Below are 16,263 nucleotides of genomic sequence, written 5' to 3'. Positions count from 1 at the left end.
CCTCCATGGCGCGATAGCCAGCCGATCCCACGCTGCACCTGTCCCACCATTTCGGGCAGTCTTGCGTCAGGGATGCTAGCGAAATCGAGCGCCGCAAAATTGACCCCGGCAGCAACGAAGGCCTCGGCAGCAAACGCGCTGTCCATGCCGCTGAGCGCGCGCCAGGCGCCACCATGAACATAAACAACCAGCGGCGCATTCGCCTCACGCACCGAAAACAGGTCGATCCGTTCGAGCGGCCCGTCACCATAGGAAAGGTTAAGGGGGGCCAGCTTTTGATGCGCGGCAATTGAAGCACTGCGATACCAGGCGATAATCTCGCCAGCATTGGGCGCCCAGGCACTCTGGTTGTAATTGAGGTCAAGCCTAGCCTGGTCGTAGTCGAGGAATACCGGGGCAGCGGTTGTTTGGCTCATGGTTGGCTTTCAGTATCGGAAAAAGGGCAGGTTCACCGCCGATAAACGACGCGACCGTCAACAATGGTGAGCTCTGCTTCGATCAGCGCCAGCTCGTCTGAGGCGCAGGTCAGGGGATCGGCGGAAAGCACCGCCAGATCCGCCAGTTTCCCCACGGCGATGCTGCCCTTCTCCTCTTCCTCGTAAGTTAGTGCGGCACCTCCGAGCGAGGCACACTCGAGCGCTTCCTCGCGCGTCAGCGCCTGGTCGGGTGCGATCAGCGCCCCAGTCCGGTCGCGACGGCTGACGGCATGGGCGATCGAATGAAACAGGCTGAGCGGGACATTGTCGCTGCCGAACGAGATTGGCACGCCGGCTTCGCGCAACGAACGTAACGGCACGATCTCGCTGGCTCGGTCCTTGCCCAATTTTTCGACCAACTCGCTGCCGCGTTTGTAGAGATAGGCGCTCAAATGGGTGGTGACGGCGAGGCCGAGATCGGCAACCTGCTTCACTTGGTCCGACGTGAGGCTGACGATGTGCCCGAGCACCCAGCGCTGATCGGAGATCGGCACGATTTCGTCGACCTCGGCAAATAGGTCGAGCATGTTGGGCAGGATGCCGACGGCGCGGATACCGTTGCGGGCAGCCTCGACAAGCACTGTCTTGAGCGCATCGCGTGGCAGTGACGAGTTGTAGTGGAAGCCGGCCCATCCCGTCTGCGGAAAGGCAGCGCTGCGCAATTCGCGCTCCACCGAGTTGTCGATCTCGCCATAGAGGCCTGCCATGCCCAGCCACTGGTCGCCGAGCCCGCGGCCGGCCAGCCAATGGCCCCAGGATTTAAGCAGTGCACGGCAATCGTCGGGTGAGGTTGAACCCCACGCAGGGCTGAAGATCATAGAGGCGCGAACCGTCTGCTGGCCCGAAGATCGAACCTGGCGGTATGCGTCGAGCACTTCCGAAGCGACGCCGTGGCCCTCGAACACGCTGGTCGTGCCTGCGCGGTTGTATGCCCGCATCGAGGCAGCCAGAGCCGAGACGCGCTCGGCCGGGGTGAAATGCGGCGCCTGCCGCATCAGCGATAGCTCGACCACCGGCATCTTGTTGGTTTCGATGAAGATGCCGTTTGGCTCGCCCGTCGCCTCATCGCGACAGATTTCCATGGATTCGGTCGGTGCAACCGTCGTCGCGTTGATGCCGGCCAGTCTGAGCGCCGCGCTGTTGGCGATCGAGACCAGCGGCAGGGTTGAGCGCCAGTAACCCCAGATCGAGCGGACATAGACCGGATTGTTTGGCGCTGCGCGGTCGAGATCCCAACGGTCTGGGAAGCGGTTTTCCGCGATGCCCGACAGCACGTCCTCATAGCTCGGCGGCTCGCCGATCGGCATCGTCACGATCCACTCGCCAGGCATTTTGGTGGCGGCAATCGCTGCGATCTTTTCGACGATGTCTTCGATCGAATGGCAACCCGACAGCGATGGGAGCGTGCTCTTCAGGCCTTCGCGATCCATGTGGGCATGTCCGTCGATAAGCCCTGCCACGGCAGTTCGTCCGGCAAGATCGACGATCTCGGTGCCTGGGTTCGCCAGCGCTCCTATGGAAGCCGATGTGCCCAAGACGGCAACGCGCTGCCCGGTGATCGCCACAGCTTCATGGATGCCGTCGTCAGCGACAACCTTGCCGTTGAGCAGTACGAGCGTCGGGCTGCAATTGGAAAACGCAGTGGCCATGGAAGTCCTCGAAATCTGCTGGTGTCTGATGTCGCAAACAAGGGAAGTGGCGACCGGCACCCTAAAGCTGCTCAGGCGCCAAGGTCGGGTTTGTCGTGATATCGACCGCCACGAACACCAGCTTGGTCAGTTCGATGTGGGCGTCCAACAGTGCGACCGCGCGGTCGACGTCATGATCGAGCGCTGCGTTCATCAGCTCGGTATGGGGCTCGAGCGCCAAGGCGGAGCGCAACGCATGGTAAGTTGTGCTTTCGCGCCATTCCGGCCCCTTTGATGCCGCAAGGCCAGGCGTGATAGCCAAAATGCGATGGTGGCGGCGCAACTGGTCCTTAATCTGCATGTAAAAGCGCATCAGCCACGGCGACTTGCTTGCCGAAAGCAGCGCGAGGTGAAAAGCCTCGTGCCTCTCCTTCCAGTCGGTGATGACATGCTCCTCAGGGTTTTCCACCGGCGGCTTGCAGCGCGATAGGCGGAAATGGGCAGCCACAAGGGCTGTCTCCCATTCCTCGCCGCCATTGGCGATGGAGTCCGCCAGCATAGGCAGTTCGACAAGGCGCCTGGCGTTGGTCAGGTCGCTCAACTCATCAAGTGACACCGGCGCGACGGTGTAGCCCTTGTTGGCGCTCGAAATGACGAGATGTTCGGCTTCGAGCCGCGATAGCGCCTCGCGCAGCGGCGTCCAGCCAATGCCATAGGCGTCGCGCATGGCGCCGAGCTTGAGGGGTGCACCCGGCAGCAGCCGGGTTTCCAGGATTTCCTGACGCAGGGTGCGATACGCAAACTCTGCCTTGGTGGCGACCTCGGGTCCGTCCATATGTGCCCCTCATATAATCCAGCCTGTTATATATAAGATACGCTGGGAAGTCGAATTATATATATCTATTGACATCTTCGAGAGGAGTCAGAATGATCGAAACCAAGGCGAGGCGCAACGGCGGGGCCCGCAGTGACGACAGCAGAGGCGCGATGAACCAGGCAGTATCCATGAACGTGGCCAGTGTGCCGCTTGAGATAGAACAGCGCGACGCGGCAGACCCGTTGCGTCACCTGCAGGGGCGCTTCCATCTTCCTCAAGGCATGGTCTACCTTGCCGGCAATTCGCTCGGCCCCGCTCCCATCGCCGCGTTCGACGACATCGAAACCGCCGTGCGCAAGGAATGGGCCGAGGGTCTGATCCGCAGCTGGAACGATGCCGGCTGGTTTTCGCTCGTCGACAACCTGGGCGACCGCATCGGCGCGCTGATTGGTGCAGGCGCTGGCCAGACCGTCGCCTGCGACTCGGTTTCGGTCAATGTCTACAAGGCTCTGCACGCAGGCCTTTCGCTGCGTCCTGGCCGGACCACGATCGTCGCCGAAGCCGGAAGCTTCCCGACCGACCTCTATGTCGCGGAGGGCGTCGTTGCCGGCCTTCCGGACATTAAACTGCTACTCGAAGGCGTCGATGCCGACAGGATCGAGGATCTGATCGACGCGCGCACTGCCGTCGTTCTCATCAACCATGTCGACTACAAGACCGGCGAATTGCGCGATATGGCGGCCCTCACTCGCTTCATCCACGAGGCTGGAGCTATTGCCGTCTGGGATCTGTGTCACAGCGCTGGCGTGATTCCGGTCGAGCTCGACAATACCGGCGCTGATCTCGCGGTTGGCTGCACCTACAAATACCTTAACTGTGGCCCGGGCTCGCCTGCTTTCATCTATGCCGCCACCCGCCATCAGGCGACCTTGCGCCAGCCGCTTACGGGATGGTGGGGCCACGCCGCACCCTTCGCGTTCGAGGTCGGATACCGCCCAGACAATGGCGCGCGCCGCCTTTTGTGCGGCACCCAGCCGATCTTGTCGTTGCGCGCCATCAATGCCGGCCTTGCCGCCATCGAAGACGTCGATATGGCCGACATCCGCGCCAAGAGCCTGGCTATGAGCGATGTGTTCATCGAACTCGTTGGTGAGACGTGCCGGGCTCACAAGGCAACGGTGGTGACCCCCAGCGACCACTCGCTTCGTGGCAGCCAGGTTTCGATTGCCTTCGAGAATGGATACTCGGTGATCCAGGCCTTGATTGCGCGCAACATCGTTGGTGACTTCCGCGCCCCCGACATGATGCGCTTCGGCTTTGCGCCGGCCTACCTCAGCTTCGCCGACGTCTACCGTGCGGCCGATGCCTTCAACGATGTTATGAGGTCCGGAAGCTGGCGCGACGAGCGTTTTGCCACGCGCCGCGCCGTTACCTGACACATCGGCGCGCCTCACTGGGCGCGCCGATCCATGCCGGTCGAACCGGATCGCGCCGTTCCAGAGGGCGGCGGCAACTTCCGCAACCCTTGGCTGCCATGGCCAAGGGTGACGCGGAGTATCAAGGGAGGGGAAATCCAATGTACAATCTGCTCAAGAACGGCCTGGCCAGCGCCATGCTGATGGCGGCCACCGCCGGTATCACCCCGCCTGCGCAGGCGGGGGTGACTATTGACGCCATCCGCCAGCGCGGCGAAGTCGTCTGCGGCGTATCCACCGGCATCGGCGGGTTCTCGATTGCCGACAGCTCGGGCCAGTGGACCGGCCTGACCACCGACTTTTGTCGTGCCGTTTCGGCGGCGGTGCTTGGCGACGCTGCCAAGGAGAAGTTCGTTCCGCTCAGCCCCCAGCAGCGTTTCACCGCCCTGCAGTCCGGCGAAATCGACTTGTTGACCACCGTTGCGACCTGGACGCTGACCCGCGACGCTTCGCTTGGTCTGCTCTATGCCGGGGTCTATTTCTATGACGGCCAGGGCTTCCTCGTACCCAAGTCGCTCGATCTCAAGAGTGCGCTCGATCTCGACGGCGCCAGCATCTGTACCGCCACCGGCACCACAAGCGAACTCAACCTCGCCGACTACTTCCGTGCCCACGGCAAGAAGTTCACTCCGGTCGTGTTCGAATCGCAGAACGAGGCGCGCGCCGCCTTCTTCTCCGGTCGCTGCCAGGCCTTCTCCGCCGATATGTCGTATCTGTCGTCGGTCCGCGCTTCCGACGCGCCGAATCCAGACGACTGGCAGATTCTGCCCGAGATGATCTCCAAGGAGCCGCTCGGTCCGGTCGTTGGCCGCAACGATCTCGAGTGGTACACGGTCGCCAAGTGGACGCTGATGGCGCTGATCGAGGCAGAGGAAAAGGGCATCACGCAGGCCAATATCGACAGCATGAAGGATAGCCAGGATCCGGCTATCCAGCGGTTGCTCGGCACGTCCGGTGACATGGGCGAAAAGCTTGGCCTCGACGCCGGCTGGGCTTATCGCGCCATCAAGCGTGGCGGCAACTACGGCGAGATCTTCGAACGCAATGTCGGCCCGAAGACGCCACTGCGCATGGAGCGCAATGCCAACGCGCTGTGGTCGCAAGGTGGCCAGATGTACGCCCTTCCCGTGCGATGAGACGATGACGGGCGCAACTCAATCAATGCGTTCGGCGGGAGGCTGGAGCGATCCGGCCTTTCGCGCTATCGCCACCCAGGTGATGGTGCTCGCGCTCGTCGCGGGCATCATCGCGTTCCTCGCCATCAACTTGATCGGCAATCTCGAAGAACGCTCGATCCGCACCGGATTCGGCTTCCTCTGGCAGGCCTCCGGCTTTGAAATTGGCCAGAGCTTCGTTCCCTACAGCGCCAGCTCCACCTTCGCCAAGGCTCTAATCGTTGGCTTGCTCAACACGCTGGTCGTCGCTATCCTTGGCATCATCTTGTCGACCGTCGTCGGCACCGTCGTGGGCGTCGCTTCGCTGTCGCGCAACCCGCTCGTCAAGCCGCTGGCCACCACCTATGTCGAGCTTGTCCGCAATGTGCCGCTGCTGCTCCAGCTTTATGTCTGGTATGCGGTGCTGACCCAGATGTTGCCGGCCGCATCTGCTGCGCCGCAGCTTCTGCCCGGACTGTACCTTGCCAAAAGCGGCCTGCATTTTCCCATCCTGCATTCGGGCGCCGGCCTTGTCCTTGGCGCGCTGATCGGAGGTGCCGCCGCCGCCATAGCCTACGTTTTCTGGTCGCGCCGCCGCGCCGACCTGACCGGTGCGCCCGCGCTATTGTGGCCGCGCGCAGTGTTGCTGCTCGGCCCGGCGATGGCTGCGCTGCTGTTCCTTGCCGCCACAACGCCTTTCGACGTGCCTGAGCCGACCCGCTTCGGCTTTTCCGGCGGCGGACTGGTGACCCCGGAGCTGACCGCACTGCTCATCGGCCTGTCGCTCTACAACGCAGCCTTCATCGCCGAGATCCTGCGCGCCGRCATCATGTCGGTCAGCCGCAGCCAGTCCGAGGCAGCAGCCTCGCTCGGCCTCAGCCGCGCCCACACGCTGCGTCTGGTGATCATCCCGCAGGCGCTGAAGGTCGCTGTGCCGCCGCTCGCCAGCCAGTATCTCAACTTGGCCAAAAACACCTCGCTGGCCATCGCCATCGGCTATCCCGACCTGATGTCGATAGGCAATACGATCATCAACCAGACCGGTCAGGCCATCGAGGTCATCGCCATCTTGATGGCCGTCTATCTGACCATGAGCCTGTCGATCTCGGCCTTCATGAATTGGTACAATGCGCGTGTCGCGCTGGTGGGTATGAAATGAGCGTAGCCGTCCCGAAACTGCGCCAGCGCCTGTTCGGCTCCGTCGGCAACTCGCTGCTGACGCTGGCGATGGTCGCCGCATTCGTCATGTATGTGCCGCCGCTGCTGCGGTGGGCCTTCATCGATGCGACATGGGTCGCCGCCGCCCCGGACGTCTGCCGCGCCAATGGCGGTGCCTGCTGGTCGTTCGTCCACGAAAAGTATCGGCTGATCCTATTTGGCCGCTACCCCTATGCCGAACAGTGGCGCCCGCTCGCCGCTTTGGCGCTGGCCATCGTCCTGGTGCTTGCCAGCTGCTCGCTGCGCTTCGGCTGGCGCACCGTCGTCGCCGGCTGGGCCATCGGCGTCACCGCCATCATCGTGCTGATGCGCGGCGGCGCACTTGGCCTAGAATATGTACCGACCGACCTGTGGGGCGGCCTGCCGCTGACCGTCTTCCTCGCGCTTGGCGGCATGGTCGGAGCGTTCCCGCTCGCTGTTGTGCTGGCGCTTGGCCGCCGGTCGCGCCTGCGCGTCGTCAAGTCAATCTGCGTCGCCTTCATCGAAATGGTACGCGGCGTCCCGCTGGTCACAGTGCTCTTCATGGCCTCGTTCATGATCCCGCTGTTCCTGCCCGGCAAGGTACAGGTCGACGCGTTGTTGCGCGCGCTCGCAGCGATCACCTTATTCAGTGCCGCCTACCTCGCCGAAGCCATCCGCGGCGGCCTCCAGGCTGTTCCTGAAGGGCAGGGGCAGGCAGCCGAAGCCCTTGGCCTGACCTACTGGCAGACCTCGCTTTTGATCGTGGTGCCACAGGCGTTGCGTCATGCCATACCCGCCATCGCCAACCTTTTCATCGGCTTGTTCAAGGATACGTCGCTGGTCGGCATTGTCGGCCTCACCGATCTGCTGCTCGCTACCAAGCAGGCACTTGGCGACCCGCAATGGCGCAGCTTCGCGCTCGAAGGCTACATCTTCGTCGCATTGATCTATGTCGCGTTCTGCTTGTTCATCTCACGCTACAGCCGCTCGCTCGAACGACGTTTGCAACATGGCTGATAGTAGTCTTGCTGCTCTCAACGTGGCCGGTGCTTCGTCCCCACTGTTGACGAGGCATAGCTGCGATCACCACTCGGCGAACGAACCATCGGCATGTCGCCAGATCGGGTTGCGCCAACGGTGGCCCTCCTTGGCGCGCTCCTTGACATAGTCCTCGTCGACATCGACCCCAAGACCGGGGCCATCGGGGATCGCGACATAGCCGTCCTCGTAGCGGAAGACGTCCTTGTTCTTGGCGTAGTCGAGCAGGTCGTTGGCCTTGTTGTAGTGAAGGCCGAGGCTCTGTTCCTGGATGAAGGCGTTGTAGGTCACCGCGTCGAGCTGGAGGCAGGCGGCGAGCGCGATCGGCCCGAGCGGGCAGTGGGGCGCCACGGCAACGTCATAGGCCTCGGCCATGGCCGCGATCTTGCGGCATTCGGTGATGCCGCCGGCATGCGACAGGTCGGGCTGGATGATGTCGACCACGCCTTCCTGAAGCACGCTCTTGAAGTCCCAGCGGCTGTAGAGCCTTTCGCCCAACGCGATGGGAGTCGACGAAAGTGCGGCGATCTCCTTTAGCGCTTCGCGGTTTTCGCTGAGCACCGGCTCCTCGATGAACATCAGCCGGTACGGCTCCAGTTCCTTGACCAGAGCCCGCGCCATCGGCCGGTGGACGCGGCCGTGGAAGTCGACAGCGATGCCGATGTGCTTGCCTACCGCCTCGCGCACTATGGCGACGCGCTCGACCGCCGCATCGATCTTGTCGTGGCTGTCGACGATCTGAAGCTCTTCGGTGCCGTTCATCTTTAGCGCGGTAAAGCCGCGGGAGACGACTTCCCGAGCGCCATCAGCCACTTCCGAAGGCCGGTCGCCGCCGATCCAGGAGTAGACCTTGATGCGATCGCGGCAGCGGCCGCCCAGAAGCTCGTGCACCGGAACGCCGAGCGCTCGGCCCTTGATGTCCCACAGCGCCTGGTCGACGCCGGCCAGCGCGCTCATCAGGATCGCCCCGCCACGATAAAAACCGCCGCGATACATGACGTTCCAGTGGTCTTCAATCAGCCTCGGATCCTTGCCGATCAGATAGTCAGCGAGTTCGTGCACCGCTGCTTCGACGGTGTGGGCGCGGCCTTCGACGACCGGCTCGCCCCAGCCGCTTATGCCTTCGTCGGTTTCGATCTTGAGGAACAGCCAACGTGGCGGAACGATGTAGGTCTTGAACGCTGTGATCTTCATGGTGTCGGCCCCAAATGCTCGCGCTCGTTCAGTCTCATATTCTCTGGGTCTTTGCCTTTTCCAGGTCGCGGGCGGCCAGGTCCAGGATCTCGTTGGCGGCGTTGCGTGCCGCTGTGCCGTCGCGCATCCGCAGCGCCTCGACCACGCCGTAGTGGACTTTCACGGCTTCATCGCGCCGGTCGACCGAGTTGGCCGTCGCCTCAAGCGCGAATTTCAGCGCGGTCTCGATTAGGCCGCCGATCTGGCGGAAAATCGGATTGTGGCAGGCGCCGTAGAGGACCTGGTGGAAGGCGGCGTCCGAACGGGCAAAACTTGCAACGTCGCTGCCGGCGGCCTCCATGCCTTTCCAGGCCATTTCCAGATCGGCTATCTCGTGTAGGGAAGCGCGCGTGGCAGCAAGCTCAGCCACCAGCGGCTCGATGGCGCGGCGTGTCTCGAGGATGGAATCGAACAGCTTCGGATCCAGGGTGTTCGGCGCGTGCCATTCCAGCACCTGGGGGTCGATGATGTTCCAGCTTTCCCTGTCGCATACGACGGTGCCGATCCGCGAACGGCTGAGCACAAGGCCCTTGGCGGCCAGCACCTTTAGCGCCTCGCGGATGACGGTGCGGCTGACGCCGTGTTCAGCGCCAAGATCGTTTTCGCTCGGCAGGTTTGCGCCGGTCGGATAACGGCCGGACAGGATGTCGGAGGCGATGGCCMGCACCACGTCGGGCATGACGCGCGGACGGCGCGCCTTTGCGGCGGTGCCGATCGTATCAGCCTTGGCGCTGTCCATGCATTCCTCCCCCTGACGTCTTGTCGTTCTTATGTGCGCTCCACATGCCGGACAATCCTGCCTCACGACAAATGCCGAGCCACTCCTCCGGAAAGGAAGCTATCTCATTCATCATACCAAGGCAATTGACTGGTATGATGAATGAAGCTAGCTTTTGTCATCCGGGCTGCCTGCCCGGCGCGTTTTTGGGAGGAAACCATGCGATTGTTGAATAAGGCGCTCGTTGCGGGCGCCCTTGCGGTTCTGTCTGTCACCACCATTGCTTCTGCCTATGCGCAGGAGACCAAGATCGGCTTCATCGTGAAGCAGCCCGAGGAACCGTGGTTCCAGGACGAATGGAAGTTCGCCGACCAGGCCGCCAAGGAAAAGGGCTTCACCCTGGTCAAGATCGGCGCCGAGGACGGCGAGAAGCTGATGTCGGCGATCGACAATCTCGGCGCCCAGGGCGCTCAGGGTTTCATCGTCTGCACCCCCGATGTGAAGCTTGGACCTGGCATCGTTGCCAAGGCTGAGGCCAACAACCTCAAGCTGATGACAGTCGACGACCGGCTGGTCAGCGCTGACGGCAAGCCGATCGAAGAAGTGCCGCATATGGGCATCTCCGCGACCAAGATCGGCGAGGCGGTCGGCCAGGCCATCGTCGACGAGATGAAGGCGCGCGGCTGGAAAGCCGACGAAGTGGGTGCGATCCGCGTTTCCTACGACCAGCTTCCGACCGCCGTGGACCGCGTCGAAGGCGCGATCTCGGTGCTGAAGGCGAATGGCTTCAAGGCCGAAAACATCTTCGACGCGCCGCAGGCCAAGACCGACACGGAAGCAGCGCTGAACGCCGCGACCGTCGTGCTCAACAAGAACGCCGGCATCAAGAAGTGGGTCGCCTTCGGCCTTAACGACGAGGCGGTCCTGGGTGCTGTGCGTGCGTCGGAAAGCGTCGGCATCCCGGCTGACGGCGTGATCGGCGTCGGCATTGGCGGCGCGGACTCGGCCATCAACGAGTTCAAGAAGCCGACGGCCACTGGTTTCATCGGCTCGGTGATCATCTCGCCGAAGCGCCATGGCTACGAGACCGCGCTCAATATGTATGAGTGGGTCGCCAATAACAAGGAGCCGGAGAAGCTGATCCTGACCGCCGGAGCGCTTGCCAAGCGCGACGACTTCCAGAAGGTCCGGGCAGAACTCGGCATTCAATAAGCCGTATCGTTGAACGGTGTCTGGCGGCGGATCATGATCCGCCGCCAGACATTTCGGAGGACCGTCAATGTCGTTTCTCGAATTTTCCAGCATCTCGAAAGCCTATCCCGGCGTTCAGGCCCTGTCTGACGTGTCGTTCGGCGTCGAAAAGGGCGCTGTGCATGGTCTGATGGGCGAAAACGGCGCCGGCAAGTCAACGCTGATACGTATCCTGTCGGGCGACCAGCATGCCAATTTGGGCGACATCAGCATCGACGGCGAGATCCAGAAATACACATCGACCCGCGATGCCTTTCACGCCGGCGTCATCGTCATCCACCAGGAGCTTCAGCTCGTCCCCGAATTGACGGTTGCGGAGAATTTGCGGCTTGGCCGCTTCCCGGCCAATGCCGGCGTCATCCAGGCGCGGCAGATGTTCGCCGAAGTCGGCGAGAAACTGAAATCCGCCGGCATCGACATCGATCCCCGCCGTAAGGTCAAGACGCTGTCSATCGGCGAGCGCCAGATGGTCGAGATCGCCAAGGCGATCATGCTCGACGCSMGSGTSATCGCGCTTGACGARCCGACCTCGTCGCTGTCSTCGCGTGAAAGCGAAATYCTGTTTGCCCTGATCGASCGCCTGCGCGSCGASGGCAAGGTCATCCTCTACATTTCGCACCGGCTCGACGAAGTGTTCCGCCTTTGCGACAGCCTGACTGTGCTGCGCGACGGCAAGCTCGCTGCTCATCACCCGAGCCTTAGGGATGTCACCCGCGAGCAGGTCGTCGCCGAGATGGTCGGCCGCGAGATCTCCAACGTCTGGGGCTGGCGTGCGCGTCCACTGGGCGAGGTGCGTCTGAAGGCCGAGGGCATCACTGGTGAGAAGCTGCCTGTACCCGCCAGCTTTGAAGCGCGTGCCGGCGAGATCGTCGGTTTCTTCGGTCTCATCGGTGCCGGGCGTTCGGAGTTGATGCGCCTCGTATATGGCGCGGATGCCCGTCGTGATGGCGCGGTCACGATCGATGGCCGGCAGGTCGAGATCGACGATCCGCGTCAGGCGATCCGTGCCGGCATCGTGCTGTGCTCCGAAGACCGCAAGCATGACGGCATCATCCAGGGCCGTTCGCTCGAGGAAAACATCAACATCTCCTCGCGGCGCCATCACACCCGCTTCGGCATTCTCAACCCGGGCAAGGAGATCGAGGTCGCCGAAACCTTCCTCAAGAAGCTCAAGGTGCGCACGCCGTCGCGCAAGCAGGACATCGTCAACCTGTCCGGCGGCAACCAGCAGAAGGTCATTCTTGGCCGCTGGCTGTCGGAGCAGGGCATTCGCGTACTGATCGTCGACGAGCCGACGCGCGGCATCGATGTGGGAGCGAAATCGGAGATCTACGAAATCCTCTACCAGCTGGCCGAGGACGGCATGGCCATCATTGTCGTTTCCAGCGAACTGCCCGAGGTGATGGGCATCTGCGACCGGATCCTCGTCATGTGCGGCGGGCGCATTTCAGCGTATCTCGACCGCGACCAGTTCAGCGAGCGCGCCATTCTGGCGGCAGCGCTTCCCGACAAGAAAACGCCAGACGCAATCGCATCCTAGAGGGACGGAGCATGACAAATTCTTTGAAGAAGGTACTGCTCGGCGATCAGGGACTGGTCGTGCTTTTTGTGCTGGCCTTCGCACTGGTGTCGATCTTCGTTCCGAATTTCCTCACCGAACGCAACATGCTTGGCCTGCTGCAGTCGGTCKTCACCGTCGGCATCRTTGCCTGTACCATGATGTTTTGCCTGGCGGCGCGCGACTTCGACCTGTCGGTTGGTTCCATCGTCGCCTTTGCCGGCATGGTTGYGGTCATGGCATCGAACGCGACAGGCTCGATCATCATCGGCATCCTCGCTGCGGTTCTCTGCGGCGGGATGGTCGGCTTGATCAACGGCGTGGTCATCGCCAAGTTCCGCATCAATGCGCTCATCACAACGCTTGCGACCATGCAGATCGTGCGCGGTCTTGCCCTGATCGCATCCGACGGCCGCGCGGTCGGCATCAACGACCCGAATTTCTACCAGCTCGCATTGTCCAAACTGCTCGGCGTCCCGACCCCGATCTGGGTGCTGCTGATCCTGTTCGTGGTCTTCGGCTTCGTGCTCAACCGCACAGTGTTTGGCAAGAACACGCTGGCCATTGGCGGCAACCCGGAGGCGTCGCGGCTCGCCGGCGTCAATGTCGACCGCACCCGCATCTGGATCTTCACGTTGCAGGGCATGGTTTGCGCCATCGCCGGCATCCTGCTTGCCTCGCGCATCACCTCCGGCCAGCCCAACGCCGCTGTCGGGCTCGAACTGTCGGTCATCTCGGCCTGCGTGCTCGGCGGCGTGTCGCTGGCTGGCGGACGGGCTGCAATTGCTGGCGTCATCGTCGGCGTGATGATCATGGGCATYGCCGAAAACGTCATGAACCTGCTCAACATCCCGGCCTTCTATCAATACATCGTCCGTGGCGTGATCCTGCTGCTCGCCGTGCTGCTCGACAATCTCAGGTCAAACGCGCTTGGACGGCGCTAAGCCGACCGATGTCTGGTCTGATCGCACTCGAAAACGACCGGCTTGCCCTGCGCGTCAGTACGCAGGGCGGCGCGGTTGTCGACGGCTACACAAGCGATGGCCGGCCGTTACTGCGGGCAGCTCTTAAGCCGGGTGAGGCGTTCGATGTCTTGAAGTCGGCATGCTTCCCGCTGGTGCCCATCGGCAACCGCGTCGAGGGCAACGGGTTCTATCTCGGCGGCAAACACTACGCCTTCGAACCGAATACCGATGAGCCCTTCTACATTCACGGCGACGGCTGGCTCGGCGAATGGACTGTCGAAGACGCCAGCGATACCGAGTTGCGCCTGTCTTTCGAGCAAACACAGCCGGCTAACTCCCCGCATATCTACAGGGCCGTCCAGACGATCCGGCTGAGCGACGCAACGCTGAGCCTCCATTTGGGTGTCGAAAGTCGCGGCGCCGAAGCGATGCCGTTCGGCATCGGCTTTCATCCCTACTTTCCCCGAACGGCAGGAACCTTGATCACGGCGCCTGCAAACGCATGGTGGACCGAGGCCCCGAACCATATGCCGGTCGCCCGGCAAGCCATTCCCGAAAACGCCGATTTTTCGAAACCTCGAACCTTGCCGCCACACTGGCTGAACAACTGCTTCGAAGGCTGGAACGGCCGCGCCCGCATCGTGTGGCCGGAAACCGGGCTCTCAGCCGAGATCGCCGCCGACCCGATCTTTTCCCGATATATGCTCTACGCACCCGACAGCGACCCCGGCTTCTTCTGTCTCGAGCCGATGTCGCATGCGCCCAACGCGCTGGCCATGGCCGGGCCTGCCGGGCTTCATGTGCTCGCGCCGGGCGAGGTCCTGTCGGGCGGCTTTTCAATCACCGTTTCGAATCTTGAGGACTTCCAATGACAGACCGTCTTGCCGGAAAGCGCATCTTCCTGACCGGGGCTGCCCAGGGCATAGGTCTCGCGATTGCCGAGGAATGCCTGAGGGAAGGCGCAAAACTCTTCCTGGTCGATCGCGACGGGCCGATGCTGCGTGACAGCGTCAACAGTCTCGGCGCACCCGAAGGCATGCTGGCCTATGGCGAAGCCGACATCACCGATGCCGCCGCGATAGAAGCGGCTGTGGCGCAGGCCGGCACCGTGATCGGGCCGATCAACGCGCTGATCAACAATGCCGGCATCAACGTCTTCAACACGCCGCTGGAAACCACCGAGGCCGAATGGCAGCGCTGTTTCGACGTCAACCTCAAGGGCGCCTGGAACTGCTGCAAGGCGGCGTTACCCGGTATGATTTCGGCCGGCGGCGGCGCGATCCTCAACATCGCTTCGACGCACAGCTTCACGATCATCCCGCGCACCTTTCCGTATCCGCTGGCGAAGCACGCTTTGCTCGGCATGACCAAGTCGCTGGCGCTGGAATATGCGGGGGCGGGCGTGCGCGTGAACGGGCTGGCGCCGGGCTATGTCGAAACGCAAAAGGCGATCGACTACTGGAACAGCTTCCCCGACCCGGTGAAGGCGCGCGCCGACACCATGGCGCTGCATCCCGGCAAGCGCATCGCCAGCACGCAGGAGATTGCCAAGGCGGCGGTGTTCATGATCTCGGACGAGTGCCCGTTCATGAACGCCGCCTGCCTTGTCGTCGACGGCGGCCTGAGCGTGCTCCAGCACGCCGTCTGATCGTTTCGTTCAGGCAAACGCCGCGTCGTAGGCCGATACGATGCCGCGTGCCTTGCCGCGGACGGTTTCGGCGCTGTCGCCCCGCGCGTAGATGTTCGTCGCCAGCCCGAAGGTGCTGACGCCGATCTTCCGGTAGTCGGCGAAGGATGTTTCGGAAACCCCGCCGACCACGCCAACGATCGTGTCGGCAGGCAGGATGGTCTTGATGGCGGCGACGCCGGTCGTCCCGAGTATCCCGCCGGGGAAGAATTTCAGTGCCGATGCCCCGCATTTGACCGTCAGAAGCGCCTCGGTCGGCGTGAACACGCCGGGCATGGTCAGCATTTTATGCTCCGACGCACGCTCGATCACCTCGGGCTCGATGTTGGGGCTGACGACCAGGCGGCCGCCGACATCGGCCAGCCGGTCCACCTGTTCGGCCGAAAGCACGGTTCCAGCACCGATCACCGCCTTGTCGCCGAAGGTGTCGATCACCCGGCGGATCGAGGTGTACGGATCGGGCGAGTTGAGCGGGATTTCGATCAGGTCGAAACCTTCCTCGATCAGCGTGCCGACCACCGCTTCGGCTTCTTCCGGCTTGATGCCGCGCAGGATGGCGACGAGGGACCGCTTCAGCTTCGGCCAGGCGATGTTTGAGGCCATATCTTTGTTTCCTTCTATGCCCAGATTGATTGCGCGGCCGAGAAGAGGCCGCGGCGGACGGCGTCGTCGGCGTCGACATGCCTGACGTTCAGGCCGACGCGCTGGAGCGCTGCGTTGTAGAGATCGGCGATCGAACCCGAGGCGACCAGAGTGACGTCCGTGTAATCAGGGAAGTTCTGCCGGGCCGCCGATGTCTCCGCCCCGATCAGCAGGCCGGAGAGATGGGCCGCGCCATCGGCCCTGGCCTCGAAATTCAGAAGCTGCGCCGCGCGCACGCCGAAAAGCCCRCCCAGCGAGAGGTCGGCGCCACATTTGTCCAGCGCTCGGACAAATGCCGGCGTGTCGGCCCCAAATGTGATGTCGGTGTCGATCGCGAAGGCGAGCGTGGAGTGCTTGTTGAGCAGGCTGAAGAGCTCGCCGGTCATGAAGGTGGAAAACCGTCTCACCCATCCGTCCTCGATCACAACCCACTTGCTGTGGG

15 protein-coding genes and 1 pseudogene are annotated in these 16,263 nt (G+C 62.8%); 9 read left to right on the top strand and 7 right to left on the bottom strand.

Features of this window, described 5'->3' with window-relative positions; translation table 11 throughout:
* The 3 genes and pseudogenes from AC1DUU_RS07870 to AC1DUU_RS07860 form a co-directional block, all read right to left on the bottom strand.
* A pseudogene (locus AC1DUU_RS07870) lies at window positions 1-416 on the bottom strand (hypothetical protein); the annotation flags it as partial.
* 32 nt (window positions 417-448) lie between these two features.
* Complete coding sequence (locus tag AC1DUU_RS07865) at window positions 449-2,125, bottom strand: amidohydrolase (protein WP_476782860.1); 1,677 nt, start codon at window positions 2,123-2,125, stop codon at window positions 449-451.
* 61 nt (window positions 2,126-2,186) lie between these two features.
* Window positions 2,187-2,939: a GntR family transcriptional regulator gene (locus tag AC1DUU_RS07860; RefSeq protein ID WP_476782859.1), complete on the bottom strand. Its 753-nt coding sequence runs from the start codon at window positions 2,937-2,939 to the stop codon at window positions 2,187-2,189.
* 170 nt (window positions 2,940-3,109) lie between these two features.
* Between AC1DUU_RS07860 and kynU the strand changes: the two genes are divergently transcribed.
* From kynU to AC1DUU_RS07840, 4 genes are all read left to right on the top strand, one after another.
* Entirely contained in the window at window positions 3,110-4,357 is a 1,248-nt protein-coding gene (gene kynU / locus AC1DUU_RS07855; RefSeq protein ID WP_476782861.1) for a kynureninase, read from the top strand.
* A gap of 140 nt (window positions 4,358-4,497) precedes the next feature.
* Window positions 4,498-5,532: an amino acid ABC transporter substrate-binding protein gene (locus AC1DUU_RS07850; RefSeq protein WP_476782858.1), complete on the top strand. Its 1,035-nt coding sequence runs from the start codon at window positions 4,498-4,500 to the stop codon at window positions 5,530-5,532.
* Window positions 5,533-5,557: 25 nt separating this feature from the next.
* Window positions 5,558-6,709, top strand: a complete 1,152-nt coding sequence (locus tag AC1DUU_RS07845; RefSeq protein ID WP_476782857.1) for an amino acid ABC transporter permease — start codon at window positions 5,558-5,560, stop codon at window positions 6,707-6,709.
* Window positions 6,706-7,746 carry an amino acid ABC transporter permease gene (locus tag AC1DUU_RS07840; protein ID WP_476782856.1) on the top strand — a complete coding sequence of 347 codons (1,041 nt, stop codon included), beginning with the start codon at window positions 6,706-6,708 and terminating at the stop codon, window positions 7,744-7,746. Before AC1DUU_RS07845 ends, AC1DUU_RS07840 begins: the two co-directional genes overlap by 4 nt.
* Before the next feature lie 66 nt (window positions 7,747-7,812).
* Here the strand turns inward: AC1DUU_RS07840 and dgoD are convergent, their stop codons facing one another.
* A complete protein-coding gene (gene dgoD, locus AC1DUU_RS07835; RefSeq protein WP_476782855.1) occupies window positions 7,813-8,961 on the bottom strand; it encodes a galactonate dehydratase in 1,149 nt (382 codons plus the stop codon).
* 34 nt (window positions 8,962-8,995) lie between these two features.
* Window positions 8,996-9,739 (bottom strand): FadR/GntR family transcriptional regulator, encoded by a 744-nt coding sequence (locus AC1DUU_RS07830; RefSeq protein ID WP_476782854.1) that lies wholly within the window; start codon window positions 9,737-9,739, stop codon window positions 8,996-8,998.
* 198 nt (window positions 9,740-9,937) lie between these two features.
* Here AC1DUU_RS07830 and AC1DUU_RS07825 point away from each other — a divergent pair, with 198 nt between their 5' ends.
* The 5 genes from AC1DUU_RS07825 (at window position 9,938) to AC1DUU_RS07805 (ending at window position 15,140) form a co-directional block, all read left to right on the top strand.
* Window positions 9,938-10,930, top strand: a complete 993-nt coding sequence (locus tag AC1DUU_RS07825) for an arabinose ABC transporter substrate-binding protein (protein WP_476782853.1) — start codon at window positions 9,938-9,940, stop codon at window positions 10,928-10,930.
* 67 nt (window positions 10,931-10,997) lie between these two features.
* A complete protein-coding gene (gene araG / locus AC1DUU_RS07820) occupies window positions 10,998-12,509 on the top strand; it encodes an L-arabinose ABC transporter ATP-binding protein AraG (RefSeq protein WP_476782852.1) in 1,512 nt (503 codons plus the stop codon).
* A gap of 11 nt (window positions 12,510-12,520) precedes the next feature.
* A complete protein-coding gene (gene araH, locus AC1DUU_RS07815; protein ID WP_476782851.1) occupies window positions 12,521-13,471 on the top strand; it encodes an L-arabinose ABC transporter permease AraH in 951 nt (316 codons plus the stop codon).
* 8 nt (window positions 13,472-13,479) lie between these two features.
* A complete protein-coding gene (locus AC1DUU_RS07810) occupies window positions 13,480-14,364 on the top strand; it encodes an aldose 1-epimerase (protein ID WP_476782850.1) in 885 nt (294 codons plus the stop codon).
* Entirely contained in the window at window positions 14,361-15,140 is a 780-nt protein-coding gene (locus tag AC1DUU_RS07805) for an SDR family oxidoreductase (protein ID WP_476782849.1), read from the top strand. Before AC1DUU_RS07810 ends, AC1DUU_RS07805 begins: the two co-directional genes overlap by 4 nt.
* A 9-nt stretch (window positions 15,141-15,149) precedes the next feature.
* On the opposite strand, the gene AC1DUU_RS07800 is transcribed toward AC1DUU_RS07805, so the two are convergent.
* On the bottom strand, window positions 15,150-15,782 hold the full coding sequence (locus AC1DUU_RS07800) for a 2-dehydro-3-deoxy-6-phosphogalactonate aldolase (RefSeq protein ID WP_476782848.1): 633 nt from the start codon (window positions 15,780-15,782) through the stop codon (window positions 15,150-15,152).
* Window positions 15,783-15,796: 14 nt separating this feature from the next.
* On the bottom strand, window positions 15,797-16,263 hold a 467-nt coding region (locus AC1DUU_RS07795; protein WP_476782847.1), incomplete at its 5' end, for a 2-dehydro-3-deoxygalactonokinase.

Source organism: Aminobacter sp. P4_H6_2 (assembly GCF_056400805.1).
Note: the sequence above shows the minus strand (reverse complement) of the source record. Positions and strands in the feature narration are given on the sequence as shown.

Coding starts and splice junctions, on each gene's coding strand:
- AC1DUU_RS07865 (WP_476782860.1), bottom strand. CDS start 2,125: ATGGCCACTGCGTTTTCCAATTGCAGCCCGACGCTCGTACTGCTCAAC.
- AC1DUU_RS07860 (WP_476782859.1), bottom strand. CDS start 2,939: ATGGACGGACCCGAGGTCGCCACCAAGGCAGAGTTTGCGTATCGCACC.
- kynU (WP_476782861.1), top strand. CDS start 3,110: ATGAACGTGGCCAGTGTGCCGCTTGAGATAGAACAGCGCGACGCGGCA.
- AC1DUU_RS07850 (WP_476782858.1), top strand. CDS start 4,498: ATGTACAATCTGCTCAAGAACGGCCTGGCCAGCGCCATGCTGATGGCG.
- AC1DUU_RS07840 (WP_476782856.1), top strand. CDS start 6,706: ATGAGCGTAGCCGTCCCGAAACTGCGCCAGCGCCTGTTCGGCTCCGTC.
- dgoD (WP_476782855.1), bottom strand. CDS start 8,961: ATGAAGATCACAGCGTTCAAGACCTACATCGTTCCGCCACGTTGGCTG.
- AC1DUU_RS07825 (WP_476782853.1), top strand. CDS start 9,938: ATGCGATTGTTGAATAAGGCGCTCGTTGCGGGCGCCCTTGCGGTTCTG.
- AC1DUU_RS07810 (WP_476782850.1), top strand. CDS start 13,480: ATGTCTGGTCTGATCGCACTCGAAAACGACCGGCTTGCCCTGCGCGTC.
- AC1DUU_RS07805 (WP_476782849.1), top strand. CDS start 14,361: ATGACAGACCGTCTTGCCGGAAAGCGCATCTTCCTGACCGGGGCTGCC.
- AC1DUU_RS07800 (WP_476782848.1), bottom strand. CDS start 15,782: ATGGCCTCAAACATCGCCTGGCCGAAGCTGAAGCGGTCCCTCGTCGCC.